This window comes from Gluconacetobacter johannae (assembly GCF_014174305.1).
GTDB classification, from domain to species: domain Bacteria; phylum Pseudomonadota; class Alphaproteobacteria; order Acetobacterales; family Acetobacteraceae; genus Gluconacetobacter; species Gluconacetobacter johannae.
Map to the genome: position 1 here is coordinate 16,137 of NZ_JABEQH010000005.1, position 25,763 is coordinate 41,899.

A 25,763-nucleotide genomic window follows, 5' to 3' on the forward strand; every position below is an offset into this window, starting at 1 on the left:
CTCCCCGTTCAGCCGCGCAGGCGCGACAGGCGGTCGGTCAGGCGGCCCTGGATGATCCTGGCCGTCACGCCCAGCGGCCAGGCGGCGTGGAACGGGATGGGGCGGATGGGGCTGGGGGGCAGCAGGATGTCCTCGGTCGTGGCGCCCAGCGCGCGGCGGGCGATCTCGCGGCCCAGCAGGGTGGCCATGGCGACGCCGCGACCGTTGTAGCCCACGCAGGCGATGATGCCGGGCATCGGTTCGTGCCAGTGTGGGTAATGGTCCAGCGTGACCGCGACATGGCCGTTCCATCCGTGCGTCCACTGCACGTCGTGCAGGAACGGCCACAGCATCAGCGCGTGACGTTGCAGGAAGGGGAAGGCGTCGGGGCCGGACCGTTCGGCCAGCGACGAACGGCCGCCGATCAGCAGCCGCCCGGCATCGTCGATCCGGTAATAGGTCGTGATCTCGCCCAGTTCGTACAGCACCTCGCGCGCCGGCAGGATGCGGGCGCGGATGTCGGAGGGCAGGGGGGCGGTGGCGACGATGGCGCTGGAGGCCGGCACCACCGTCCGGCGCAGGCGGTTCCACAGCCGGTCGGCGTAGCCGTTGGTGGCGAAGACCACGCGGTCGGCCCGCACCGCGCCGTTGCGGGTGCCGATGCGCCAGCACCCATCGTCGCGGCGCAGCGACAGGGCGCGCGTGCCGCCGAAGATCTGCGCCCCGTGCCCGATGGCGGCCTGGGCCATGCCGCGCGCCAGGCCCAGCGGATTGATCTGGCCGCCGCGCCGGTCCAGCAGGGCGGCGCGATAGTGGCCGGTGCCGGTGCGGGCTGCGATGGCGGCATCGTCCAGCCATTCGACGTCGCCGCCGCGCGCGCGGCATTCGTCGGTCAATTGCCGCAGGGCCGGAATCTGGTCGTCGCTGGTGGCTGCGCGCAATGTGCCGCCGCGTGCGGCGGCGCAGGCGATGCCGTGGCGTTCAACAAGATCGAAGACCAGGTCGGGAGCGTTCCAGGCCGCGTGGGCCAGGCGCGCGCCGCGTTCCGGGCCGAAATCGCGCTCGACTTCGGACGGCAGGGTCTTCAGGCCGGGGTTGACCTGCCCGCCATTGCGGCCGGACGCGCCCCAGCCGGGGGCGTTGGCCTCCAGCACCGCCACGGCGTGTCCGGCCTCGGCCAGGTGCAGCGCGGCCGACAGGCCGGTGAAACCGCCGCCGATCAGGGCGGTGCCCACCCGGATCTCGCCGGTCAGGGGCGGGGTGGGGACGGCGGGGCGGGCGGTTTCGGCGTACAGGCTGTCGGGCAGGGGCCGGCCTTCGGCGGGGGCGGGATGGGTCACGCTTCGGGTCCGTATCCCAGGATGGCCTTGATTTCCAGGAAGTCGGTCAGGCCGTACTCGCCGCATTCGCGTCCGTTGCCCGACTGCTTGTAGCCGCCGAACGGGGCGGCGACGGTCCAGGCGGCGCCGTTGATGTTCACATTGCCCGCCCGCAGGCGCCGGGCCACCGACCGGGCGCGGGCCAGGTCGCCGGACTGCACATAGGCCGCCAGCCCGTAGGGGGTGTCGTTGGCGATGGCGATGGCGTCTTCTTCGTCGTCGTAGGCGATGATCGACAGGACGGGGCCGAAGATTTCCTCGCGCGCGATGGTCATGGCGGGGGTGACGTTGCCGAAGATGGTCGGGCGCACGTAATAGCCGACCGGCAACCCCTCGGGCCGGCCGGGGCCGCCGGCGACCAGGGTCGCGCCCTCGTCGAGGCCGGTCTGGATCAGGGCCTGGATCTTGGCGAACTGCACGTCGCTGACCACCGGGCCCAGGCGCGTGCCGGGGGCGTCCGGCGGGCCGACGACGAAGGGCGCCGCGGCCTCGGCGGCGATGGCCATCGCCTCGGCCATCCGCGCGCGGGGCACCAGCATGCGGGTGGGGGCGTCGCAGGACTGGCCGGAATTGCCGAAGCAGCCCGCCACCCCGCGCCGCACCGCGTCAGTGAAATCGGCGTCGGGCAAGATGATGTTGGGCGATTTGCCGCCCAGTTCCTGATGCACGCGCTTGACGGTGTCGGCGGCCAGGCGGGCCACGATGGTGCCGGCGCGGGTCGAGCCGGTGAAGGACACCATCTCGATATCCTTGTGGCGCGCGATGGCCTCGCCCACCTCCGGCCCGTCGCCGTTCACCAGGTTGTAGACGCCAGGCGGCACCCCGGCCTCGTCCAGGATCTCGGTGAAGACCAGGCCGCTCAGCGGCGCGATCTCGCTGGGTTTCAGCACCATGGTGCATCCGGCCGCCAGCGCCGGCCCGACCTTGCAGGCGATCTGGTTCATCGGCCAGTTCCAGGGCGTAATCAGCCCGACCACGCCCACCGGTTCGCGGGTGATGAGCATGTCGTCCACCTGCTGGTCGAACGTGAAGTCGCGCAGGGCGCGGACCATCTGTTCCAGATGCGCCATGCCGGCCCAGGCCTGCGCGTCGCGGGCGAAGGGCAGGGGCGCCCCCATTTCCTGCGAGATCGCGGACGCCATGTCGTCCATGCGGCGGCGATAGACGGTCAGGATCCGTTCCAGCAGGTCGATCCGCTCGGCGCGGGTCGAGACCGACCATGTTGCGAATGCCCGGCGCGCGGCGGCCACGGCCAGGTCGACATCCGCGGCGCTGCCCAGCGCGATGGTGGCGCACGGGGCCTCGGTCGCCGGATTGATGACGTCGATCGTCCGGGGAACGGTCGGATCGACCCATTTTCCGTCGATGTACATCTGCAGGGCGTGGGCCATCGGGGTCTCCGGTCAGGCGGGGCCTACCGTCACGAAGTCGCGTGGCAACCGCAGGCTCCCGGTGGGTATATGCGCCAGGCCGTCAGGCCTGGGACTGGCTTTGCGCGGGCGCGGGGGGCGGGGGCGGTTCCATGGGCGGCCAGAAGGCCTGGGCGATCTCGCCCTGGACATGCCGCAGTTCGCGCTGCACCCAGTCGAGAAATTCATGCAGGCCGCGCAGGATGATGTCCTTGACCGTCTGTTCGGCCAGGGTGGCGCGCAGTTCCTCGATCCGTTCGGCCGCTGCGTACCCGTGCTTCAGCCCGTAATCGGTGCGGAGGTGCCCGACCGCCCAGTGCAACTGGCGCAGGCAGGTGGACAGCGAACGGGGAAAGCCGTCATTTTTCAGCAGGAAGCCCGCGACGGCGCCGGGCGTCATCTCGCCCGACACGACGCGGCGGAAGGCATGATAGGCCGCAGCCGAGCGCAGCACGGCGGTCCACTGGCCGATATCGACCTCGGACCCCACGCCGGCGACGCTGGGCAGCAGGGTGTGGTATTTGATGTCGATCAGCCGCGTGATCTGGTCGCCCCGTTCCAGGTTGCGCCCGATGAGGTAGAACAGCCAGGCCTGGTCGCGATAGAACGTGCCTTCGGTAATGCCGTGATGGGTCTGGCATTCCTGTTTCAGCCGGGCGCACAGTGCCGACAGGTTGGACGAGCGGATGTCCGTGGCGCTCAGCGCCCGGACGGTGTTGGTGAAGATATTGAGCTGCGTCCACATCTCGGTCGAGATCAGGGGCCGCAGCGCGCGCGCGTTTTCCCGCGCCGCGTGGGCGATCGAGGCGATGGAATTGGGGTTTTCGCGGTCGGTGACATAGAAGCCGACCACGCTTTCCTCGGTCGCGTCCGCGTGGCGTGCGAAGAACCGGTCTTCGTCGGCATTGATCTGGATGATCGACTGCCAGCCGTTCATGGTGCTGCCCGACCGGACAAAGGTCTCGGTCACGTCGATCAGGCGCGCGAGGTTTTCGATCCGCTCCATGTAACGCGCCAGCCAGATGGTGCATTCGGCATAGCGCGACAGCAGGATGGGCATGGTCCCGTCGGCGGGCGGGGCATCGACGATGATCGGGTTCATGACGCCAGCACCCATGTGTCCTTCGACCCCCCGCCCTGCGAGGAATTGACCACCAGCGACCCCTTGCGTAGGGCCACGCGCGACAGCCCGCCCGGCAACACCCAGGTGGACCGGCCCGTCACCGCGAAGGGCCGCAGGTCCACATGCCGGGCCTCGACCCCCGCTTCGCACAGGGTGGGGCAGACCGACAGGCTGATGACCGGCTGGCTGATGTAATTGGACGGGTCGGCCAGCAGCTTGACGCGGAAATCGTCCAGTTCGGCCTGGGTCGCGTGCGGGCCGATAATCAGCCCGTATCCGCCGGATTCGCCGACCGGCTTGACCACCAGCCTGTCCAGGTTGGCCAGCGTGTAGGCCAGCCCTTCGGCCTCGGCGCAGATATGGGTGTCGACGTTCGACAGGATGGGTTCTTCCGACAGGTAGTAGCGGATGATGCGCGGCATGTAGGCGTAGACCGCCTTGTCGTCGGCCACGCCGGTGCCGATGGCGTTGGCGATGGTCACGTTGCCGCGCCGGTAGGCGTCCACCAGGCCGGGTACGCCCAGCATGCTGTCGGGGTTGAAGACCTGGGGGTCGAGGAAATCGTCATTCAGGCGGCGATAGATCGAATGGACCGGGCGCAGCCCGGCGACCGTACGCATGTAGACGCGGCCGGATTCCACCACCAGGTCGCGCCCCTCGACCAGCGGCACGCCCATTTCGCGCGCCAGGAACACATGCTCGAAATAGGCCGAATTATAGATGCCGGGCGACAGCAGCACGACCTGCGGGTCGGTGACCCCCTGGGGGGCGACCTCGGCCAGGGCGTGCCGCAGGCGCAGGCCGTACTCGTCGACCGGCATGAGGTCCAGCCCCGCCGCCAGGTCCGGCATGACGCGCAGCATCATGTGCCGGTTCTCGATCACGTACGACACGCCGGACGGCGTGCGGGCGTTGTCTTCCAGCACCAGGAACCGGCCGTCGCCGTCGCGCACGATGTCGGTGCCGTTGATATGGACGTAGACCCCGCCGGGCACGTCCAGCCCTTCCATCTCGGGCCGGTAGTTGGGGTTGCCCAGCACCAGTTCGGCCGGGATGATCCCGTCCTTCAGGATCCGCTTCTCGTGGTAGATGTCCCACAGGAAATGGTTGATGGCGGTGACCCGCTGCCGCACCCCGCGTTCCACATGGTCCCACTCGGCGGCGGTCAGGACATGCGGGATCAGGTCGAAAGGCAGGATGCGGTCGATCGCGTCGCGGTCGGTATAGACGGTGAAGGTGATGCCCAGGTTGTACAGCTCGGCCTCGGCCGCGCCGGCGCGCTGGCGCAGTTCCGGCAGGTCGAAGTGCGACAGGCGCTCGCGCACCAGGGCCAGGCTGTCGGGCGGGGCGTCCTTGCGATTCATCAGCTCGCAGAAGAAATCCGGCGTGTCATAGGCGACGAACAAGCCGGCGCGCCGGGCCGTGTCCCGATCTATCAGGTCACTCATGTTCCTATGTCCCCCGTTCGGAACGGGGGATCAGGCGCGAAGGAGTCATGTCCACCCACCTGCTGGTCCGTTATTCTCTTGCAGCCAAGCAAGAAATCGTCTGCTCGCCAAGGCCCAATCCGATGCTGAATCGTGATGTCCGATTTTCCGGCCCACCCCCTGTTCGTCCGCGTGCCATGTGGGCTAGCGTCCTGCGGGCGGAACACTCATCTTAAGGCCGATGCATGACCCTGCACGTCGCGCTGACACATAGCACACGGTATCGTTACGATCGTCCGGTGGCCCTCGGTCCACAGACGGTCCGGCTGAGGCCCGCGCCCCACGCCCGTACCCCGATCGTGTCCTATGCGCTGCGGATCGAACCCAAGCCGCATTTCATCAACTGGATGCAGGACCCGTCGGGCAATTATCAGGCGCGAATCGTCTTTCCCGAACCGGTGACGCATTTCGACGTCACGGTGGATCTGGTGGCCGACATGGCCACGATCAACCCGTTCGACTTCTTCCTCGAGCCCCAGGCCGAGCAGTGGCCGTTCGCCTACGACCCGGTGCTGGCCGGGGAACTGGCGCCCTACCGCACGCGCGAGACGCCCGGCCCGCTGTTGCAGGCGCTGCTGGACGGGGTCGACCGCACGCCGCGCCATACGGTGGACATGCTGGTGGCGCTGAACCAGCAGGTCCAGGCGCGCATCGCCTATGTCGTGCGGATGGAGCCGGGCGTCTGGACGCCCGAGGAAACGCTGGAAAGCGGCACCGGGTCATGCCGCGACAGCGCGTGGCTGCTGGTGCAGATCCTGCGGCATCTGGGCTTCGCGGCGCGCTTCGTGTCGGGCTATCTGATCCAGCTGGTCGCGGACCAGAAGCCGCTGACCGGCCCCGAAGGCCCGACCGAGGATTTCACCGACCTGCATGCCTGGGCCGAGGTCTACCTGCCCGGCGCGGGCTGGGTCGGGCTGGACGCGACGTCGGGCCTGCTGACCGGCGAAGGCCATATTCCCCTGGCCGCGACGCCGGAACCCGCGTCGGCCGCCGCGATTTCCGGCCTGGTCGGAAAATGCGAGACCGAATTCGATTTCGCCATGTCCGTCACCCGGCTCCTGGAAACGCCCCGGACCACCCGGCCCTACAGCGACGCGCAATGGCAGGCGATTCTGGCCGCCGGCCGCACGGTGGACGCCAGCCTGGATGCCGGGGGCGTGGACCTGACGATGGGGGGCGAGCCCACCTTCATCGCCGCCGCCGACATGGACGCGGCGGAATGGAACACCGACGCGCTGGGCCCGACCAAGCGCGCCTATGCCGGGCGGCTGCTGCGGCGGCTGATGCCGCTGTGGACCAAAGGGGCGGCGATCCAGCATGTGCTGGGCAAGCATTACCCCGGCGAGCAACTGCCGCGCTGGGCGCTGCTGTGCCACTGGCGCCGGGATGGCGAGCCGGTCTGGACCGATCCGTCGCTGCTGGCGTCGGATGACGATTCCGACACTGCGACCGAGGCCGATGCCGCCGCCTTCTGCCGCGCGCTGGCCGAGCGGTTGCAGGTCGATCCCGGACTGGTCAATCCGGCCTATGAGGACATCCATTACTACCTGTGGCGCGAGCATCGCCTGCCGGCGAACGTGATCGTCGAGGATGCGAAGCTGCGCGACCCGCTGGAGCGCGACCGCCTGGCCCGCGTCTATGGGCACGGGCTGAACGTTCCGGTGGGCAGCGTGCTGCCGCTGCGCGTGGTGGAGCGCGACGGCGTGCGGCGCTGGCAGTCCGGCCGCTGGTTCTTCCGCGGCGACCTGATGTTCCTGGTGCCGGGCGACGCGCCGGTGGGCTTCCGCCTGCCGCTGCAAAGCCTGCTGTGGGCCGACGAGGCCAGCATCGACCACGATATGGAGCGCGACCCCTTCGCGCCCCGCATGCCCCTGCCGCCCCATCCGGGGCTGGCCCGCCGCTCGGCCGGCCCGGCGACGAGCGCGCCGGAATGGGCCGGCCAGGGCGTGCCGGGCAGGGCGGCGCCGGGTGGCGTCGCCTCGGGCGGCGACATGCCGGCCCTGTCCGACCTGCCGGCCCTGCCGCCCTATCCGGGCGGGGGCGCGGGGCGGATGTCGCTGGACCAGGCGATACGCGGCCATCTGGTCGCCGTGGGGCAGGAGGAGCCAGAACTGGTCCGCACCGCCCTGGCGGTCGAGGCGCGGGGCGGCATCCTGCATGTGTTCTTCCCGCCGCTGTACGCCGTCGAGGACTGGCTGGACCTGTGCGCGGCGGTCGAGGACACGGCCCGCGCCTTCGGGCGCAAGGTGGTGCTGGAAGGCTACCAGCCGCCGCGCGACCCGCGCCTGCTGAATTTCTCGATCACGCCCGACCCGGGGGTGATCGAGGTCAACATCCACCCCGCCGCAAGCTGGGACGAGCATGTCACCCGCAGCGAGCAGTTGTACGACCAGGCGCGGCAGGTGGGGCTGATCGCCGAGAAATTCATGCTGGACGGCCGCCATGTCGGCACCGGCGGCGGCAACCATGTGGTCATGGGCGCCGCCCGCCCCGCCGACAGCCCGTTCCTGCGCCGGCCGGACCTGCTGAAGTCGCTGGTGGGGTTCTGGCACAACCACCCGTCGCTGTCCTATCTGTTCAGCGGCCTGTTCATCGGCCCGTCCTCGCAGCATCCCCGCGTGGACGAGGCTCGCGACGACAGCGTGGCGGAACTGGAAATCGCGTTTTCGCAGGTCCATCCCGACCGGCCGACGCCGCCCTGGCTGACCGACCGCCTGTTCCGCAACACCCTGGCGGACATGACGGGCAACACGCATCGCACCGAATTCTGCATCGACAAGCTCTATGCGCCGGAAAGCAGCACCGGGCGGCTGGGGCTGGTGGAATATCGCGCGTTCGAGATGCCGCCCCATCACCAGATGGCGGCGGCGCAGATGCTGCTGATGCGCGCGGCGGTGGCGGCGTTCTGGACGCAGCCCTACGAGCGGCGGCTGGTGCGCTGGGGCACGCGCCTGCATGACGATTTCATGCTGCCGCACTATGTCCGGCAGGATTTCGACGACGCGCTGGCCGAACTGCGCGCGCTGGGCGCGCCGCTGGACCCCGGCTGGTTTGCGCCGCACATGGATTTCCGCTTCCCCGAAATCGGGTCGGTGTCCGTGCTGGGCATGACGCTGGACCTGCGTCAGGCGCTGGAGCCGTGGAACACCCTGGCCGAGGAGCCGGGGTCGGGCGGCACCGTGCGCTATGTCGACAGTTCGGCCGAACGGGTGCAGGCGCGGGTGACCGGCTGGGTGGACGAACGCTACGTGCTGGCCTGCAACGGCGTCGCCGTGCCGCTGACGCGGACCGACCGCCAGGGCGAATATGTCGGCGGCGTCCGCTTCAAGGCCTGGAACCCGCCCAGCGCCCTGCACCCCACGGTGGGCGTGCAGTCGCCGCTGATCTTCGACATCTACGATAGCTGGACCGGGCGCAGCGTGGGCGGGTTGACGCATCATGTCGCCCATCCGGGCGGCCGCAATTACGAGACGCGGCCCGTCAACGCCAACGAGGCCGAGGCCCGGAGGCGCACGCGCTTCTTCCCGTTCGGCCATACCGTGGGCACGATGGCCCCCCCGGTGCTGCGCCGGTCGCTGGAGCAGCCGCGCACGCTGGACCTGCGCCGCTTTTCCTGATGGGGAACGGCGGCCGCCACCCCGGCGTTAGTTCCCTTTTCGGGGATAACTGCCGGGGGGCGCATCGTGAAACTGTTTGCCTGTCAGTCCTGCAACCAGATCCTGTTTTTCGAGAACACGATGTGCGAGCGCTGCCATCATGTGCTCGGCTACCTGCCTGATTGCAACGACCTGACCGCGCTGGACCCCGTCGAGGACATCGAGGGGGCATGGCGTCCGCTGTCGGAGGCGGCCGGCGCTGACACGGTGCGGTTCTGCGCCAATGCGGAGCATGGGGTGTGCAACTGGCTGGTGCCGGACGGGGGTGACGCCTTCTGCGTGGCCTGCCGCCATAACCGGGTAATCCCCGACCTGTCGATCGACGGCAACGCCGAACGCTGGCGGCAACTGGAAACGGCCAAGCACCGGCTTTTCTATACCCTGCTGTGCCTGGACCTGCCCATGCGGACCCGCCAGGAAGACCCGCAGGGCGGGCTGGCCTTCGATTTCCTGGAAGATCCGACGGAGGGCGGCCGGGTGATGACCGGCCATCAGGACGGCGTCGTCACCATCGCGGTGCGTGAGGCCGACGACGCCGCGCGCGAGATGATGCGCGTCGAGATGGGCGAGCACTATCGCACCCTGCTGGGCCATTTCCGGCACGAGATCGGCCATTATTACTGGAACGTCCTGGTCCGCGACGGCGGCCGGCTGGAGGATTGCCGCGCGGTGTTCGGCGACGACAGCCAGGACTACGTGGCGGCGTTGCAACACCATTACGAAGCCGGCCCCCCGCCGGGCTGGCAGGACGAATATGTCAGCGAATACGCCACCACCCACCCCTGGGAGGACTTCGCCGAGACCTGGGCGCATTACATGCATATCGTCTCGACGCTGGAAACCGCGCAGGCGTACGGCCTGTCGGTGGGCGTGCGGATTTCCAGCGACCCGTCCTTTCAGCTCGCGGTCGATTTCAACCCCTATACGGTCGATTCGTTCGACCAGGTGGCGCGGGCGTGGCTGCCGCTGACCTATGCGGTGAACAGCCTCAACCGGTCGATGGGCCAGTCGGATTTCTACCCGTTCGTCCTGCCCGTTCCGGTGCTGCGGAAGCTGGCCTTCATCCACGCGCTGGTGCATCGGGCGCCGGCGCCCCAACGGGCGACCTAGCCGACGGCGCGGCGCAAGGCCGTTTACTGTTGACCGGCGTTCGCCCATACATCGGGCATCATGGAGCTGGAGCGCATTCCCCTGGATGAAATGGTGGACGGACGCGGTGGCGTCCGGCCCCATTGGCGCGGCCTGCTGGGCTCGATCAGCGATCTCGGCCATCGGGAATTGCTGGAGCGGGCGCGGCAGATGGCGCGCGCGCTGCACGACCAGACCGGCATCGCGGGCGGCACGCCTCCGCTTGCCGGGGGGTGCGACCCGGTGCCGCTGCTGCTGACGGCGCAGGAATTCGCCTGGCTGGGGGACGGGATCGTGCAGCGCGCGCGCATCCTGGAGGACACGCTGCGCGACCTGTACGGCCCCCGGACCCTGCTGGCCGACGGCGTGCTGCCGCCGGCGCTGGTCTATCCGGCCCCGGGCTTCCTGCGGATGGGTGACCATCCGGAGCCGGGGCGGGACGCGCCGCCGCGGCAGTTCCTGTCGTTCTATTCGGCCGATCTGATTCGCGGGCCGGACGGCGGCTGGCGGGTGGTGGCCGACCGGGTGGCGCGGGCCAACGGCATCGGGCGGGCGCTGGAAAACCGCCGGCAGATGGCGCGCGTGCTGCCCGAACTGTTCTCGGGCCGCGAGGTGCGGCGGCTGACCCCCTTCTTCGAATCCTGGCAGGACAGCCTGCAGCGCCTGGCCGGCCTGTCCGACCGCAATCCGGGGCTGGCGCTGCTGACCCCCGGACCGCGCGGGCCGCAATGGGCGGAACATGTCATCCTGGCCCGCGAACTGGGCTGTGTCCTGGCCGAGGCCGGGGACCTGACGGTGCGCGACGGCGCCCTGTGGCTCAAGACCGTGCGGGGTCTGCGCCGGGTGGATGTGCTGCTGCTGCGGCAGGACGGGTGGACGGTCGATCCGCTGGAACTGGATGGCGGGCCGGTGCCGGGCATTGCGGGGCTGCTGGATGCGGTGCGGAGCGGGGCGGTGCATCTGGTGAACGATCCGGCCGCCGGCGTGGTCGAGGCGCCGGGATTCGCCGCGTTCATGCCCGACCTGGCCGCCCGGTTCCTGGACCGGGACCTGCTGCTGCCCGACACGCGGACCATCTGGCTGGGTGATGTGCCCGGCGGGCTGGAGGATCTGCTGGCCGGGGACCGGTCGCGCTGGTGGCTGCGGCCGGTCGCGGACGTCACGGCGCCGGTCCGCCGGCTGGACCGGCTGGACGACGACGCCCTGGCCGCCCTGCGCCGCGCGCCCGAACGCTTCGTGGCGGTCGAGGCCGTGCCGCCGTCGGTGATGCCATCGGTCCAGCCCGGCGGAATCGAACCCGGCGCCATCGTGCTGCGCCTGTTCGCCCTGTTCGACGGCGTCGACTGGCAGGTGCTGCCCGGCGGCATGGCGCGCCTGCTGCCCGGCGCCGACGCGCCGCCGGCCCAGTCGCTGAGCAGGCAGGTCGTCACCAAGGACGTATGGGTCACGGTCGAGGACAGCGCCGAAATTGTCGGGGCGGCGGTGGTGCCGACCATGACGCTGGCCATCCGCCGGGGGCAGGGGGACCTGCCCAGCCGGGCCGCCGACGATTTCTTCTGGCTGGGCCGGTATCTGGAGCAACTGGAGGGCGCCGGCCGCGTGCTGCGCGGGGTGACGCGGCGCGCCGGCCGGGTGGACGGATCGCCGCGCGAACGGGTGGAACTGGAAACCATGCTGCGGCTGGCCGGCCATGTCGGCCTGTTGCAGGACGAACCGGCGGTTGGCGCGGGGTTCCCGACCCTGGTGCGGATGCTGTCGGGCGTCGCCTTCGACTCCGGTCTGCCGCAACGCCTGCTGTCCGAGATCGCGCGGGTGGCGGCGGGGTTGCAGGACCGGCTGACGGCGGAAACCTACGACACGATCGTCCAGGGCACCGAGGCCCTGCGCGGCCAGTTGCAGGACACCCGCGTGCCGGGCGACCCCGGTCGCACCCTGGAACGGATCGGGAGGGTCACCGACGGGCTGCTGCGCTATGGCGCCACGATTTCGGGCCTGACGGCCGAAAACATGGTGCGTAACGGGGGCCGGCAGTTCCTCGACCTCGGCCGGCGGATCGAACGCGCCGGGGCGATTCTGACGTCGATCGCGCTGGTGTTGCAGCAGAAGGACGTGGCCCAGCGGGGCCGGATGGAGGGCGCGCTGCGCCTGATTCTGGAACTGAGCGACTGCGTCATCACTTATCGCTCGCGCTATTTCTCGGTGTTGCAGCCGGGGCCGGTGCTGGACCTGCTGCTGCTGGACGAGGGCAATCCGCGCGGGGTCGCCAGCCAGATGGCGATGATCGGCGACGCGCTGGCCGATCTGGGCCAGGTCGATGGGGACCGGGCCGATCCGGACCGGCCGGGCGCCGGCCTGGCGGACGGGGCCGATCTGCTCCGCGCCGTCCGCGCCATCATGGACCGGCTGCGCGGGGTGGTCGACGACGTGCTGTCGGCGGCGCGGCAGGACAGCATGGCCGCGACCCTGCCGGACCGCATCCTGGATATCCGTGACGACATCCGCGACCTGGCCCGCCAGATCGCGCGCCGCTATTTCGTGGTGCTGATACCGCCGCGCGCGGTGGGCGGCGGGCATTATGTCGACAGAGGCGGGGCGGGGGAGGAAGCATGAGGGCGACAGGCGCGCAGGGCCGGGGAGGGCGGACATGATCTACCGGGTGCGCCACGCCACCCGCTACGTCTATGGCCGCCCGGTCGATCTGGCGGCCCATATCGTGCATGTGACGCCGCGCGACCTGCCGGGCCAGGCGGTGCTATGGACGCGGCTGGAGGTTACGCCCGCGCCGGTGCGGCGCGTGGATGGCGTCGATTATTTCGGCAATCCGGTCGCCTGGCTGTATCACGAGGCCCCGCACCTGACCTTCGACGTGCTGACGGAATCGGAGGTCGATGTCGATTTCGCCCCGCCCCCGCCCGAGACGGATACGCTGGCGTGGGAGGATGTCGCGGCCCTGGCCCGGACGGGCGGGGCCTCGGCCTGGGACGTCGCGGAATTCCTGTTCGACAGCCCGATGTGCGCGGCGAACGCGGCGGCGGGGGAGTACGCGGCCCTGTCGTTCACGCCGGGCCGTCCGGTGCTGGCGGCGCTGCTGGAGCTGAACCGGCGCATCTTCACCGAGTTCCGCTTTCGCGCCGGGGTCACGACGCTGTCCACCCCGGTCGACCAGGTCCTGGCCCGGCGCGAGGGCGTGTGCCAGGATTTCACGCATCTGATGATTAGCGCGCTGCGCCAGGTCGGCGTGCCGGCGCGCTACATGTCGGGCTATATCCGCACGCGGCCGCCGCCGGGGCAGAAGCGTCGCCTGGGCTCCGACCAGTCCCACGCCTGGGTGGGGGCCTGGCTGGGGCCGGAGCACGGCTGGGTGGGGCTGGACCCCACGAACGGGATCGTGGTGCGGGCCGAGCATGTGGTGCTGGGCTGGGGCCGCGATTACGGCGACATCAGCCCGGTGCGCGGCCTGATCCTGGGGGGCGGGGACGACGTGCTGACGGTGGGGGTCGATCTGGTCCCGGCCGATGAATGGCCCGACATCGCCCCGGCCTGAAGGCACGGGCGTTGCCCTTGCGGGGGCGGGCCGGCCTCTCCCTCAGGGGGTTTTCTGCAATCCGTCCTGGTAGCCCAGCGCCTGCCACCGTTCCCGCTCGCTGACGGGGCCATGGTGGTGGGCGTGCTTTCCGCCGCAGGCGGCGAGCAACAGAAGAAGTGTGGTCATGCTGAAAAGCCGGATGGTCTGGGTCAACATTGCCTCCTGGCGGGGAAGGCACCGTCCTTAGCAGACAACCCCGCCCGCGCGGAAGATGCGCGGACGGAACGGGGTGCGCGCGGTCAGCCGGCCTGCGGCAGCACGGCGATCGGCCAGCCGCTGGACGTGGGCAGCGAGGAACGCGGCGTCGTGCCCTATCGCATGGGCACCGGTCGGCGGCCGGCATGAGGGGGAGGAATCGGGTGGGGCTTCCCCTGGCGCGGGATCGGGCCGATATATCCCGCCAGGACAGTCTCCCAGAGGGAAGCACCATGCTGAAGACGCTTACGCCCGAGATTCGCACGGTCCACACGGTCGAGGCCCTGCGGCGCATCGTGCGCGGCTGGAAGCGGGATGGGCTGACGGTGGGGCTGGTGCCCACCATGGGGGCGCTGCACGACGGGCATCTCAGCCTGGTGCGGGCGGCGCTGCGGACGATGGATCGGGTGATCGTCTCGATCTTCGTCAACCCGACCCAGTTCGACAACCCGGCCGACCTGGGCACCTACCCCCGGACCGAGGACGAGGACGCGCGCCTGCTGGCCGAGGCCGGCACGCATCTGTTGTATGCCCCCACGGTGGACGAGATGTATCCGCCGGGCTTCGCGACCCGCATCTCGGCCGGCGGCGTGGCCGAGGGGCTGTGCGGCGCGCACCGCCCCGGCCATTTCGACGGGGTGGCGACGGTGGTCTGCAAGCTGTTCCTGCAAAGTCAGGCCGACGCCGCCTTTTTCGGCGAGAAGGATTTCCAGCAGGTCCATGTCGTCCGCCGCATGGCGACCGACCTGGATATCCCCATCCGCGTGGTGGCCTGCCCCACCCGGCGCGAGGCGGACGGGCTGGCGATGTCCTCGCGCAACCGCCGGTTGACGGGCGCCGGGGACCGCGACCGCGCCGGCGTGTTGCCGGCGGCGCTGACCGACGCCGCGCGCCAGATCGCGGCCGGCCGCCCGGTGGGGACGGTGCTGGCGGCCACCCGCGCGCGGCTGTTGCAGGCTGGTTTCGCCGACATCGAATATCTGGAACTGCGGCGGGACGCCGACCTGGCGCCGCTGTCGGAACAGGGCCGCCAGCCGGCGCGCCTGCTGGCGGCCGGCCGGGTGGGCGCGGTCAGGCTGATCGACAACGTGCCCGTGGGCGGCCTGGACGACCGGCCCGCTCAGGACTGAAGCGGACGGGCCTCGTCGGGCAGCATGATCGGGATGCCGTCGCGAATCGGGAAGGCCAGGCCGGCCTGCCGGCTGATGAGTTCCCCGGCCTCGCGGTCGTAGATCAGCGGCCCCTTGGTGACGGGGCAGACCAGGACGGACAGCAGGCGGGGGTCGAGCGGCGGCTGCTGGGCGGGCGATTGGGCGGTTTCGGTCATCGTATCGGCTTCCCTGCGAAGGATCAGGATAATGGGGGCCGGGATGCACCTTCGTCGGGTTCATGTCCAGCCAGGTCCAGAAGGGTCTGAAGGGTGCGGGCACGATCGGCCAGCGTGCCCGATTCCAGCAGCGCCTGCTTTTCGGCGGCCACGAAGGGGCAGATCATCGGCAGCGTGACCAGCAGGGCCTCGTCGTCCATCTGCTCGATCATGCTCCAGCGGGCGCCGATGCCGCGGCTGCGGCAATAGCGGCGCAGGGCCTGCATCATCCGTTCCCGGTCGTAGAACGTCGCCTCGGCTTCTGTCAGGTCGCTGGCGAAGGACGAGACATCGATCCGCGCCCGGCGATAGCCGCGATGCAGCCCGCTTTCCCGCAGCAGCCGGAAGCGCGCCAGGCCGGTCAGGGTGACGGCGTAGGTGCCGTCCGACCGCTCGGTCATCGAGGTGATGCGCCCCACGCAGCCGATTCGGTACAGGTCGGGCGAGGGGCCGTCCGCGCCGTCGTTCCGGACGGCGTGCGGGTCGTCGTCCTGGTCGAGTTCGTCGTGGCGCGGCTGGATCATGCCGATCAGCCGCGTCGCGGCCATCGCGTCCTCGATCAGCGCGACATAGCGTGGTTCGAACACGTTCAGCGGCAGCTTGCCCTGCGGCAGCAGCAGCGCTTCGCGCAGCGGAAACAACCCCAGCTCCGGCGGGATGTCCGCCAGCGTCATCTCGCGCGGGCGCGGAATGCTGCGGGGAATGTCGTCGTCCCCCCTCACCGGCGGCGCGCCATCCGCGACCGGGTCACGAGAACAGCAGCGCCGACATGCGCCTGCGCGCCTGCAGGGTTGCGGGGTCGTCATGCCCCCACGATTCGAACAGGCGGATCAGTTGCAGGCGTGCGGCATCGTCGTTCCAGGCCCGGTCCTGCCGCATGATCGCCAGAAGCTCATCGGCGGCCTCCTGCCGCTTGCCCGCCGCGTTCAGCGCAGCCGCCAGTTCGTAGCGCGCCGCATGGTCGGCGGGGTTGGCGGCCAGGCGCTGCCGCAGGGTCTCGGCCTCCTCGGCGGCCTTGCGGCCCTCGCGCTTCAGCTCCAGCGCCGCGCGCGCGCCGGTGATCTCGGCATGGTCGGCGATCTTGGCCGGGACGTCGGCCAGCGCGGCGTCGGCCGCTTCCTCGTCGCTCATCAGGATCAGGGCGCGCACCAGCCCGCCCCAGGCAGCGGGGTTCTCGGGTTCGATCTCGATGGTCTGGGAATACAGCCCGGCGGCTTCCTCGGCGCTGCCGTTCTCCATCGCCGCGCGGGCGGCGGCGATCAACTCGGAGGCCGGCATCGTGCCGCCCCCGGCCGATGCCAGCAGGCCCTCGACGAATCGCTTGATTTCGCTTTCAGGCAGGGCGCCCTGGAACAGGTCGAGGATCTGCCCCTGCCAGAACGCCGCCACCAGCGGAATCGACTGCAACGGCAATCCCACCTGGGTCAGTTGCTGGGCCAGGGCGCGGTTGGCGTCGATATCGATCTTCACCAGCCGCACGCGGCCGCCGGCGGCCCGGACGATCTTTTCCAGCACCGGGGTCAACTGGCGGCACGGGCCGCACCAGCTGGCCCAGAAATCGACCAGGATCGGCACCGTGCGGCTGGCCTCCAGCACCTCCTGCATGAAGGTGTCCTGGCTGCCGTCGACGATCAGGCCCGCATCCGCGCCCCCGGCACCCGTGGCCGAGGTCGAAACGCCCGCTTCGTCCACCAATCCGTTGGCGAGGCGCTGTCCCGCGCGGGGCTGACCGATGATGTAATCCATAGAACCCGATCCTGTTTGCCTGTGTCGTTCCCCGCCGCCGGTGAGCGACCGCACGGCAGGGAGGGGCGCCGGGCCACGGCGCCATGGATAATCCAAGGGATAACATTGTTATCCGCGCGCTGTCCGACAAGCCACTCCCCCGCCTTGCCAAAAAAAGCGCGGGAAACGTTTTTCCCCCCTTGTCAGGTCACCCGCTATCCCCTAAACCCCCGTTCACCGACACGGTGAGCGGGCGTAGCTCAGGGGTAGAGCACAACCTTGCCAAGGTTGGGGTCGTGGGTTCGAATCCCATCGCCCGCTCCAGATTTTCCAAGGAAAATCAGTCGGTTAAAGCGGCCCTTCGGGGCCGTTTTTTGTTTATGCGACTGTTTTCAGTCGGCGATGCAGGTTCGTTGTAAGCACGAGAAATCGTAGAGCCGGATAGCCCCGCATGCTGGCGGCATGCCTCATCCGTGCCGGCTGCAATCGCTTCCGTCGCCTTTGCATGGGCCTCCATGATGCGGGGCAGCCACCACCCAAGCGGCTCTGGCGTCGACCCCCGACATCCTCACGAAGCTGCTCGGCGAAGGACTCCAAGGCCTGGGTCAATCGCATTCGCTGAGATAGGATTTCCGCGATCGAAGCCGGGATCGAACGCTTCTGGCCGCCGTCCTCGCCACCCGACGCAGGGGCAAGGGCGTTCGGCTAGAGCATAATCCGATCAATCTGGTTCATATCCGGCGGCGGCAAAATGGGCGGCGGCTTGACTGTGACAGGCGTCGTCGATTGCGCCGCGCACCGCGTCCTGCAAGGCATCGAGGGTTCGGGGCGTCACTCGTCTGATCCAGGCCATCATCTTGGCGGCATCGGCGAGGTGAGTACGGTGTCGGCCTTTCCCGCCTTGGGCAGCGCGATTTACGCGGCAATGGGGCAACGGAGGCGGCGCTATCCTTTCGTGGAGCCTGGCGTCTGATGGTCGAAAGGAAGCAGGCCGCGCATCCGGAGTGCGTGGCGGGGCGAGGGGGGCCGTGGAATACGTCCCCCTTGAACAGGGCGGGCGGGTTCAACAACCTCCGCCTGTTCGAGCTGGTCGGGAACAGCCCCCCGCCGAAAGGCGCCTCAGCTGGCGGGAAAGGGGCCTTCAAACATGATTTCGTCAAGCGGCCGACGGGTGGAGGGAACCTCTCGGACGGCCAGGTCCTCGGGCAACAGATCCGGTGATCCCTGCCTTCCGATGGCGATGACGGTTTCAAAGGCATAGGACGCCGGCAGGCCAAGACTGGCATGCGTTTCGTCCACGTTGCTCACGCCGCTCATGGTATGGGCGGACCAGCCTGCGTAGGTTGCCTGAAGCAGAACCAGCATCGCGGCGGCGCCGGCATCGTAGGAATGTGTGCGCGAAAAGACGGGGTCCGGCGTGGTGCGGGGGATCATGGTCTTGCAGGATGCAACGTACACCAGGGCCGCCGCAGACTTCGCCCAGCGCTGGTTGACGGGCTTCAGCAAGGACAGCAGGTGTCCCCAGTGCGGCGTATCCCGACGGGCGTACATGAACCGCCAGGGCTGGGAATTATATTGGGAAGGGGCCCAGCGACCGGCCTCGAGGATCGCCTTCAGCTCTTCCTCGGAAATGGTTTCCTCGGTAAAGGCGCGAGGAGACCAGCGGTCGACCAGAAGCCGGAGGATCGAAGGATCCGCAGTGCGATTATCGGCGCGAGTCACGGAAAATTCTCCTTTTCGTATCGTTATTTGAACTGCGAAGACAGGATCTGCATGAAACGATCACGAATTTATAATAATATGATTATCCATATATAGATGGTATCTAACTATGTAAGTAAATATATCTACCCTGGTCAGGAACTGACAGTGGTAAAAATAGACATTGTTTCCGTGGCCGACAACCATCCCGATTATCAGCAGATTGGTTCCATCATATGAAATGGTTATAGAATTCAAAATTGCCTTCCGAAAGCGGCCGGGTCCTGCAGGTTATGATAGCTGCGGCCGAGCCAGATCAGGCCTTCCCGATTGTCTGCCAGACTGACGGCCTGAACGGTACAGAACAAAACATCATGCGTTCCGACGCTGGTGACTTTATCGATGATGCAGTCGAAATTTACCGTCGCGCCGACCAGGGCAGGCGCCTGCGTCTTCAGCCGGGTCCATTCGGCCAGGCCGAAACGGTCATCCATGGACAAGCGCCGGCTTGCGAAGCCATTGGCAAGTGGCTGGTGATCGCCCCCGAGGACATTGACGCACAGGGCCTTGTTTTGAAGAAAAGCCTCGTGGGAACTGACGGTCCGGTTCATGCAGACAAGCAGGGTCGGTGGGGTGTCCGTGACGCTGCATACGGCGGAGGCCGTGAAGCCGTGTCGTCCAGCGGTCCCATCCGTTGTGATGATATTGACGGCCGATCCAAGCCACGACATGCCTTCCCGGAATAATGCACTTTCAACCATGGCTTTCAATGTATCCAGTCATTCTGAGTTCGCGAGGTTTTATTGGTATAAAATCTTTGGAAATGAACGTATTTCAAAAAATCAGGTCGTTCTTTCCGAAATATATCTTATGCAGTGTCGGGCCAGCGCTTTCGTCGAGTCGACATGAGGCAGGATATCGTCAAACACCTCCTTGATAAGAGGAAGCTCCGTGCAGCCCAGTATGACGGACCCGGCACCTCTCTGACGAAAAGACTGAACCGCCTGTATGGCAAACGGCTTTGCCATTTCGGATTGTCCACCCTTTATCAATTGTATGGTCCGGTCCACCAGATGCTGCTCTGTCTCGGTCGGGACGATGCATCCATATCCGGCCTGGGTGAGTTTGCGTTCATAGAAGCGCGAGCGAAGGGTCCCCGCCGTCGCCATGATTGCGACGCCACAGGATCGCAGGTCGGTGTTTTCATCCAGTTCCTCGCGAACGGCATCGACGATATGAAGAATCGGGATGGTGACGCAGCCGGCGATCTGGTCGTAGAAATGATGAGCCGTGTTGCAGGGGATCACGATGGCCGTCGCCCCGGCGTGCTGCAGGCGCAAGGCGTAGTCGCGCAACATGGGCAGCGGCGAGGGGACGGTCGAATCGATAATTGATGAACTGCGATCCGGGATTGTCGGATCGGAAAAGATCAGGAGCGGAACGTGGTCCTGATCGCGCCTGGCGGGGGTAGACAGGATCACCTGTCTCATGAAATCCGCTGTTGCCGCGGGCCCCATTCCCCCCAGGACGCCGATCATCTTATGGGTCGGATTCATTCAGTCTGCTTTCGCGAAGGGTGCAGAGGCCGAGCGCCATCGCAACCGCCGAACTCGTCGGATCGATAACGGGCATTCCAAGCCTGTCTTCCAGAGACGATCGGAAATGGGCCATGCCGGCGCATCCCATGAGGATGACATTGGCCCCCCCGGATGCCAGTGCGCGACCGGCGTCCACCATCTTTTCGATCAGCAGGGGGGATGTCGCTTCCTCGGCCGTGGCGGAGATGGCGGCGCTGCCGGCATAGCGGGACGTCAGCCCCATCATGCGGACCATCCGGCGCTGGCGAAGGGTCGACAGATCGGACAGGGAAATGATGCCGAACTGGTCGCCGACCGTCAGGGCATGCAAGATGGCGCTTTCACCGCAGCCAAGAACGAGAGAACCTTTCGCCTCCTCCCGGGCTCCGGTCAGTCCCGGGTCGCTGAAACACGCGACGACATAAGCCGATGCTCGTTCCCTGCGGATGGTCTGCTGCACCAGCGGGGCGACCATGTCGGCGTCCTGCTGCCGGGCAATTCCCGGGGGAGCCGAGGGATGGTCGCAGACGTCGATTGTGAACGACGTCTGCTTGCGTATCGCGTTCAATTCGCGGTCAATGACCTGGGTCACGCGCGTGGACGCGTTCGGGTTGATGACCAGTATTCGTTTTTTGTCCGACATGGAAGGCAGCCTATCTTGCGTGTTGCCCCAGGGTATCACAGGTCAAGGCTTGAGAAGCGGCGCCGTTTCACGAACGTGGGAACCATCTTCCGGCCCGCGGTTATTCCGCAGTCGTCTCCGGCACGCACCCGACGCCCGTCTGCTCGACGATGCGGGAATACCAGTGGGGACGACGATGGGATTCGAAGTTGAACATTTTCGATTTTCCCTGCTGGCACATATCCAGATCGCAATCGGCAACCGCGATTTCATCCGCAAGCGTTTTGGTCTCGGCGACGATGCGGCCGTTGGGGTCCACGATGCAGGAGCCACCGATCAGCCCCGATCCGTCCTCGTTGCCGGCCTTGGCGACCGCGACGGCCCAGCACGCGTTCATGTAGGCATTGGCCTGAACGACCAGTTGCGCGTGGAAGGTACGCAGTTCGGCGGATTCCGATTCTCCGCCATTGGGATCGTACGCCGCGGAGTTATATCCCACGCACAGCAGTTCCATCCCTTGCAGGGCGAGGCACCGCCAGCCCTCGGGCCAGCGACGATCGTTGCAGATCAGCATGCCCATGATGGCATCCTGAAGATCCTTGCCGCCGCGAAATGCGGGGAAACCCATGTCGCCATACTCGAAATAACGCTTTTCGAGCTGCTGATAGACGGCATTCGGCCGGGGCTCGACAGAACCGGGAAGGTGAACCTTCCTGTATTTGCCAATAATATTTCCCTTCGTATCGACCATGATGGACGAATTGAAGCGGCGGTTGTCGGGCGTGATTTCGGCGTATCCGATATAAAAGCCGATCTTGAGCTCACGCGCCCGGTCGAACAGGGGCTGGACGTTCGGATTGGGCATCGCGCTCTCGAACTGAGAGTCCAGGTTCTCGCCGTCCAGTATCCAGCGGGGGAAAAACGTTGTGAACGCCAGCTCCGGAAAGACGACCAGATTCGCGCCCGCATCGGACGCTTTCTCGAGGAGTGCGATGATCCGGTTGAGGGTGGCCTCCCGACTGTCGTTCTTTTGTGTCGGTCCCATCTGGGCCGCAGCGATCCGAATAACGCGACTCATATTTCTCTCGCATCGATGTTGGGAATGGAAGGATTCATGATCCGGCCACAGGTATATGGTAATACTGATGGTATCCAATCGGCTGATTGGATTCAATATTACCCATTATAAATAAAACCTCGATCCTATTTGGATTGGTTATATGAACGGGTGTCCGCCTGGGGCGCCGCCGATGCCTGGCCGACGGCGGCTGCCGTGTCATCGTTGTCGGGCGCTTTATGATCCGGCGAACTCGGTTCCCGTGGCTGCCGCGGCCTCCTGTGATGCGGGTCGGAAATGCGGGATCGCAGCCAGAAGCTGCGCCGTATAGGGTGCCCGCGGGTTCTGGAAAACCTCCTCGCAGTTTCCGGTTTCGACGATCTTGCCGTTCTGCAGGATGACCATCCTGTCGCAGATCATCCTGACGATGTGCAGGTCGTGACTGACGAACAGATAGGACATGCCCTTCTCGCGTCGCAGCCGTTCCAGCAATGCAAGAATTTCGGATTGGGCCAGGACGTCGAGCGCCGCTGTCGGTTCGTCCAGAATCAGCAGTTTCGGGTCGACGGATATCGCCCGTGCGATACCTACGCGCGCGCATTGTCCACCCGAAAGCTGATGGGGGTAACGGTCGAGCAGAGCGGGAGCCAGGCCGACATCTGCCGCGCATTTCTCGACATGATGCCGCAGCGCGCCGGGGTCTCTGGCGGGGCCCAGCCGGCGCACCGGGTCGGCGATCGAGTCAAATGCGGTGAAACGGGGATTGAGGCTTCCAGCGGCATCCTGAAACACGAGTTGTATATGGGGTCTCTGTTCCGCCCGAAAGAAGTCGTGCGCCCCGATCGTGCCGATCGACCGGCCCTCGAAACTGATGGCGCCGTCGTCCGGATCCAGCAGTCGGCCGACGAGGCGGGACAGGGTGCTTTTGCCCGACCCGGATTCCCCGATCAGGCCGAGGCTTTCACCGGGTGCGATGGTGAACGAAACATCGTCCACCGCGAGATGGCCGTTGGCGTAGCGCTTGCGAAGGTTTGAGACTTCCAGGAGGGGGCGCCGTTTCCGGGAGGTCGTCTTCCCGGCCGGGTGGGGTTGGGCCGGGTGCATGGTCGTGCAGGCTTCGATCAGCCGCTGCGTATAGGCATGTTGGGGGTTCGAAAAGATGTTGGCCGGCGAGCCGGATTCGACAACCGTGCCTTTCTGCATGACGGCGATGGAATCGCAGTATTGTGCCGCCAGACCGAGGTCGTGCGTGATAAGCATCATCGACATGGCCCGTTCCCGCGACAGGCGGAACAGCAGGTCCATCACCGCTTTCTGGGTCAGGACGTCGAGGCCTGTCGTCGGTTCGTCGGCGATAATGACGGATGGCGAGCATGCTATTGCCATGGCGATCATGACGCGCTGGCAGAGTCCCCCGGACAGTTCGTGCGGATAGACACCCATACGACGGGAAACATCCGGAAAATTGACCGATTCCAGAAGATGGATGACACGCTGCCTGATCGCGCCCCGGTCGAGGGATTCATGGGCCTGGATGACATCTGACAGCTGATCGCAGATTCGCCGGGTCGGGTTCAGTGCGGCGTGCGGGTTCTGGAAGACCATGGCGATGGATGCGCCGCGCAGGTGGCGCGGCGTTCGGGCGGTAATATCCTGATCCCTGAACCGGATGCGTCCGCCGGTTATGGACGCCTGCTGCGGCAGCAAGCCCATGACCGAAAGACCGGTGACGGATTTTCCCGATCCGCTTTCGCCGACGACGCCGAGAATCCTGCCTTGTTCCAGGGACAGGGATACGCCGCGCAGTGCATCGAAATGACTGTTCCGGCCCGTGAACCTGACGTTGAGGGCATCGATGTCCAGTATGCCCCGCATCATGTCCGTGTCCTTGGATCCAGAAGGTCGCGCAGTCCGTCGCCCAGAAGATTGAAACACAGGATCGTCAGCATCAGGACCGAGCCCGGGAAAAGCACCAGCCACCATCGGCCCGACGACATGAAATGCGCCCCGTTCGCGACCATCACCCCCCATTCGGGGGTCGGAACCGTGATGCCCAGACCAAGAAAGGACAGCCCCGCCGCGTTCAGGATCGCCCAACCCAAATTGAGCGATGCCTGAATGGCGACGGTCGGCAGGATGTTCGGCAGCAGGAAGCTGATGACGATGCGCGGAGTGCTGTTGCCGGACAGATGCGCGGCCTCCACCCAGCCCAGATGGCGGCGGGCGGCGACCTCGGCCCTCGCCACGCGAATATAGAAGGGAAAGTTGATGATCGCGGTCGCGTAAATCAGGTTTTCGACCGAATTTCCCAGCGCCGCGACCAGCGCCATCGCCAGGACAAACAGGGGAAACGCCGTCAGCACGTCCACCACACGCCCCACCAGACGGTCCAGCCGGCCGCCGAGATAACCGCAGAAGCAGCCCACGGTCACGCCGGCGGCCAGTGACAGGCCGACGGCGGAGACCGCGATGGCAAGGTCGAGGCGACCGGCCGCCAGGACGCGGCTGAGAACGTCGCGGCCCAGTTCGTCCGTTCCGAACCAGTGGTGCGGTCCGGGCGCCTGCAGGGCATGCGGCACGTCCGAGGCCAGCGGATCGTACGGGGATATCCATGGAGCGGTGAGGGCGAGAAACGCCAGCATAAGGGTGGCGCCGGCGGCGATGCCTGTTGTCGGGCTATGGCTGAAAAATCGCGCGGCGGGAGACATCCATCTTGCCGTCAGGGAGGGCATTGTCGTTTTCACTCCATCGATACGCGTGGATCGACGAGGCCTTGCAATATATCGACCAGCAGATTGACCATGATGAACAGGATTGCCATCAGCAGGATGAAGCCTTGCACAGGCGCGTAATCGGACGCCACGAGCGCGTCCAGGGCATAGGACGCGACGCCGGGCCATGAGAAAACTTTCTCGACCAGTACGTTCGCGCCGAGCATGGTCGAAAAGACGATGCCGATCGTCGTCAGGATCGGCGACAGGGCATTACGCAGCGCATAGACGGTGACGATGCGCCACGTCGGAAGACCCATGGCGCGTGCCGTGCGGATGAAGTCGGAATTCATGACCGTCAGCAGCGAGGCGCGCGTCATGCGCGTCAAAGGAGACAGCACGAACAACGCCATCGTGACGGCCGGAAGCAGAAGCTGTCCCGCGGCCTCCCGCCACCCGGCGGGGTCTCCCGTCAGCAGGAAATCGACAAGCAGAAAGCCGGTTATGTCATGCGGCAACGGCGTGAATATGTTGATGCGACCGGTAGGGTCCGGGACGAGGCCGAAGATGTAATAGAAGACATAGATCAGGAAAATAGCGGACACGAAAGGCGGAATGCAGAAGCATATTGTGCATAGCGTGCGGATGCATTGATCCCACCGGCTGTTGGCGTACCATGCCGAGACGATGCCCAGCGGCAACGAGAGCAGCAGGCTCAGGCCCAAGGCCGTCAGGGTCAGTTCGAGCGACGCCGGAAGCCGGGCCTGGATATCGTGCATTACCGGCTGGCCGGTGGTCAGGGAATTTCCGAGATCGCCGGTCATGATCCCCGCGACATAGTGCGCCAGCTGAATGGGCATCGGCCGGTCCAGCCCCATCTTGTGGCGCAGACCGTCGATTTCGGCCTGTCCGGCATTGGGGCCCGAGGCAAAATACACCGCCGGATCGCCGGGGAGAACCCGCATCAGGACAAACGTAAAGACGATCACCCCCAGCAATGCGGGCAGGGACGCCAGGGCGCGTGCGCCGATCCGTCGCCGGAATGTCTGCATCATGGACATC

Annotated in this window: 21 protein-coding genes and 1 tRNA gene; 6 read left to right on the forward strand and 16 right to left on the reverse strand. The window is 66.9% G+C overall.

Annotated elements, in window-relative coordinates:
* Positions 1 to 8: 8 nt before the first annotated feature.
* From HLH21_RS04465 to HLH21_RS04480, 4 genes are all read right to left on the reverse strand, one after another.
* On the reverse strand, positions 9 to 1,319 hold the full coding sequence (locus tag HLH21_RS04465; protein ID WP_264811547.1) for an NAD(P)/FAD-dependent oxidoreductase: 1,311 nt from the start codon (positions 1,317 to 1,319) through the stop codon (positions 9 to 11).
* A complete protein-coding gene (locus tag HLH21_RS04470; RefSeq protein ID WP_182941745.1) occupies positions 1,316 to 2,749 on the reverse strand; it encodes an aldehyde dehydrogenase family protein in 1,434 nt (477 codons plus the stop codon). Before HLH21_RS04470 ends, HLH21_RS04465 begins: the two co-directional genes overlap by 4 nt.
* Before the next feature lie 82 nt (positions 2,750 to 2,831).
* A complete protein-coding gene (locus tag HLH21_RS04475; RefSeq protein ID WP_182941746.1) occupies positions 2,832 to 3,884 on the reverse strand; it encodes an alpha-E domain-containing protein in 1,053 nt (350 codons plus the stop codon).
* A complete protein-coding gene (locus HLH21_RS04480) occupies positions 3,866 to 5,338 on the reverse strand; it encodes a circularly permuted type 2 ATP-grasp protein (RefSeq protein WP_182941748.1) in 1,473 nt (490 codons plus the stop codon). The genes HLH21_RS04475 and HLH21_RS04480 overlap by 19 nt, the downstream gene beginning before the upstream one ends.
* Positions 5,339 to 5,562: 224 nt before the next feature.
* Between HLH21_RS04480 and HLH21_RS04485 the strand changes: the two genes are divergently transcribed.
* From HLH21_RS04485 to HLH21_RS04500, 4 genes are all read left to right on the forward strand, one after another.
* A complete protein-coding gene (locus HLH21_RS04485) occupies positions 5,563 to 8,994 on the forward strand; it encodes a transglutaminase family protein (RefSeq protein ID WP_182941750.1) in 3,432 nt (1,143 codons plus the stop codon).
* A 66-nt stretch (positions 8,995 to 9,060) separates the two neighbouring features.
* Complete coding sequence (locus HLH21_RS04490) at positions 9,061 to 10,143, forward strand: zinc-binding metallopeptidase family protein (RefSeq protein WP_182941752.1); 1,083 nt, start codon at positions 9,061 to 9,063, stop codon at positions 10,141 to 10,143.
* 60 nt (positions 10,144 to 10,203) lie between these two features.
* On the forward strand, positions 10,204 to 12,771 hold the full coding sequence (locus HLH21_RS04495) for a circularly permuted type 2 ATP-grasp protein (RefSeq protein ID WP_182941754.1): 2,568 nt from the start codon (positions 10,204 to 10,206) through the stop codon (positions 12,769 to 12,771).
* A gap of 34 nt (positions 12,772 to 12,805) precedes the next feature.
* Positions 12,806 to 13,705: a transglutaminase family protein gene (locus tag HLH21_RS04500; RefSeq protein WP_182941756.1), complete on the forward strand. Its 900-nt coding sequence runs from the start codon at positions 12,806 to 12,808 to the stop codon at positions 13,703 to 13,705.
* A gap of 42 nt (positions 13,706 to 13,747) precedes the next feature.
* Here HLH21_RS04500 and HLH21_RS17135 read toward each other — a convergent pair whose 3' ends face one another.
* Positions 13,748 to 13,873, reverse strand: coding sequence for a hypothetical protein (locus tag HLH21_RS17135; protein WP_264811551.1), 126 nt, complete (start codon positions 13,871 to 13,873; stop codon positions 13,748 to 13,750).
* A gap of 302 nt (positions 13,874 to 14,175) precedes the next feature.
* On the opposite strand from HLH21_RS17135, the gene panC reads away from it, so the two are divergent.
* A complete protein-coding gene (gene panC, locus HLH21_RS04510) occupies positions 14,176 to 15,072 on the forward strand; it encodes a pantoate--beta-alanine ligase (RefSeq protein WP_182941758.1) in 897 nt (298 codons plus the stop codon).
* Here the strand turns inward: panC and HLH21_RS04515 are convergent.
* The 3 genes from HLH21_RS04515 to HLH21_RS04525 form a co-directional block, all read right to left on the reverse strand.
* Complete coding sequence (locus HLH21_RS04515; RefSeq protein ID WP_182941760.1) at positions 15,063 to 15,269, reverse strand: Trm112 family protein; 207 nt, start codon at positions 15,267 to 15,269, stop codon at positions 15,063 to 15,065. The two genes, panC and HLH21_RS04515, sit on opposite strands and share 10 nt — an antisense overlap.
* Positions 15,270 to 15,292: 23 nt before the next feature.
* On the reverse strand, positions 15,293 to 15,982 hold the full coding sequence (locus HLH21_RS04520; protein WP_182942001.1) for an LON peptidase substrate-binding domain-containing protein: 690 nt from the start codon (positions 15,980 to 15,982) through the stop codon (positions 15,293 to 15,295).
* A gap of 73 nt (positions 15,983 to 16,055) precedes the next feature.
* On the reverse strand, positions 16,056 to 17,054 hold the full coding sequence (locus tag HLH21_RS04525) for a tetratricopeptide repeat protein (RefSeq protein ID WP_182941762.1): 999 nt from the start codon (positions 17,052 to 17,054) through the stop codon (positions 16,056 to 16,058).
* 228 nt (positions 17,055 to 17,282) lie between these two features.
* Here HLH21_RS04525 and HLH21_RS04530 point away from each other — a divergent pair.
* Positions 17,283 to 17,357, forward strand: a tRNA-Gly gene (locus HLH21_RS04530).
* 795 nt (positions 17,358 to 18,152) lie between these two features.
* Here the strand turns inward: HLH21_RS04530 and HLH21_RS04535 are convergent.
* The 8 genes from HLH21_RS04535 to HLH21_RS04570 all read right to left on the reverse strand — a co-directional run bounded on the left by HLH21_RS04535 (position 18,153) and on the right by HLH21_RS04570 (position 25,756).
* A complete protein-coding gene (locus HLH21_RS04535) occupies positions 18,153 to 18,755 on the reverse strand; it encodes a nitroreductase family protein (protein ID WP_182941764.1) in 603 nt (200 codons plus the stop codon).
* 233 nt (positions 18,756 to 18,988) lie between these two features.
* Entirely contained in the window at positions 18,989 to 19,495 is a 507-nt protein-coding gene (locus HLH21_RS04540; RefSeq protein ID WP_182941766.1) for a flavin reductase, read from the reverse strand.
* 81 nt (positions 19,496 to 19,576) lie between these two features.
* Positions 19,577 to 20,272 (reverse strand): cysteate racemase, encoded by a 696-nt coding sequence (cuyB, locus tag HLH21_RS04545; protein WP_182941768.1) that lies wholly within the window; start codon positions 20,270 to 20,272, stop codon positions 19,577 to 19,579.
* Between the two features lies 1 nt (position 20,273).
* Positions 20,274 to 20,954, reverse strand: a complete 681-nt coding sequence (locus HLH21_RS04550; RefSeq protein WP_246379260.1) for an aspartate/glutamate racemase family protein — start codon at positions 20,952 to 20,954, stop codon at positions 20,274 to 20,276.
* A gap of 100 nt (positions 20,955 to 21,054) precedes the next feature.
* Positions 21,055 to 22,011, reverse strand: a complete 957-nt coding sequence (locus HLH21_RS04555; protein WP_182941771.1) for an N-carbamoyl-D-amino-acid hydrolase — start codon at positions 22,009 to 22,011, stop codon at positions 21,055 to 21,057.
* A gap of 216 nt (positions 22,012 to 22,227) precedes the next feature.
* The gene (locus tag HLH21_RS04560; RefSeq protein ID WP_246379229.1) at positions 22,228 to 23,973 is read right to left on the reverse strand and encodes an ATP-binding cassette domain-containing protein; all 1,746 of its coding nucleotides are present in this window, start codon (positions 23,971 to 23,973) and stop codon (positions 22,228 to 22,230) included.
* Positions 23,865 to 24,698, reverse strand: coding sequence for an ABC transporter permease (locus tag HLH21_RS04565; protein ID WP_182941773.1), 834 nt, complete (start codon positions 24,696 to 24,698; stop codon positions 23,865 to 23,867). Before HLH21_RS04565 ends, HLH21_RS04560 begins: the two co-directional genes overlap by 109 nt.
* A 32-nt stretch (positions 24,699 to 24,730) precedes the next feature.
* A complete protein-coding gene (locus HLH21_RS04570; protein WP_220789678.1) occupies positions 24,731 to 25,756 on the reverse strand; it encodes an ABC transporter permease in 1,026 nt (341 codons plus the stop codon).
* Between the last annotated feature and the right edge of the window lie 7 nt (positions 25,757 to 25,763).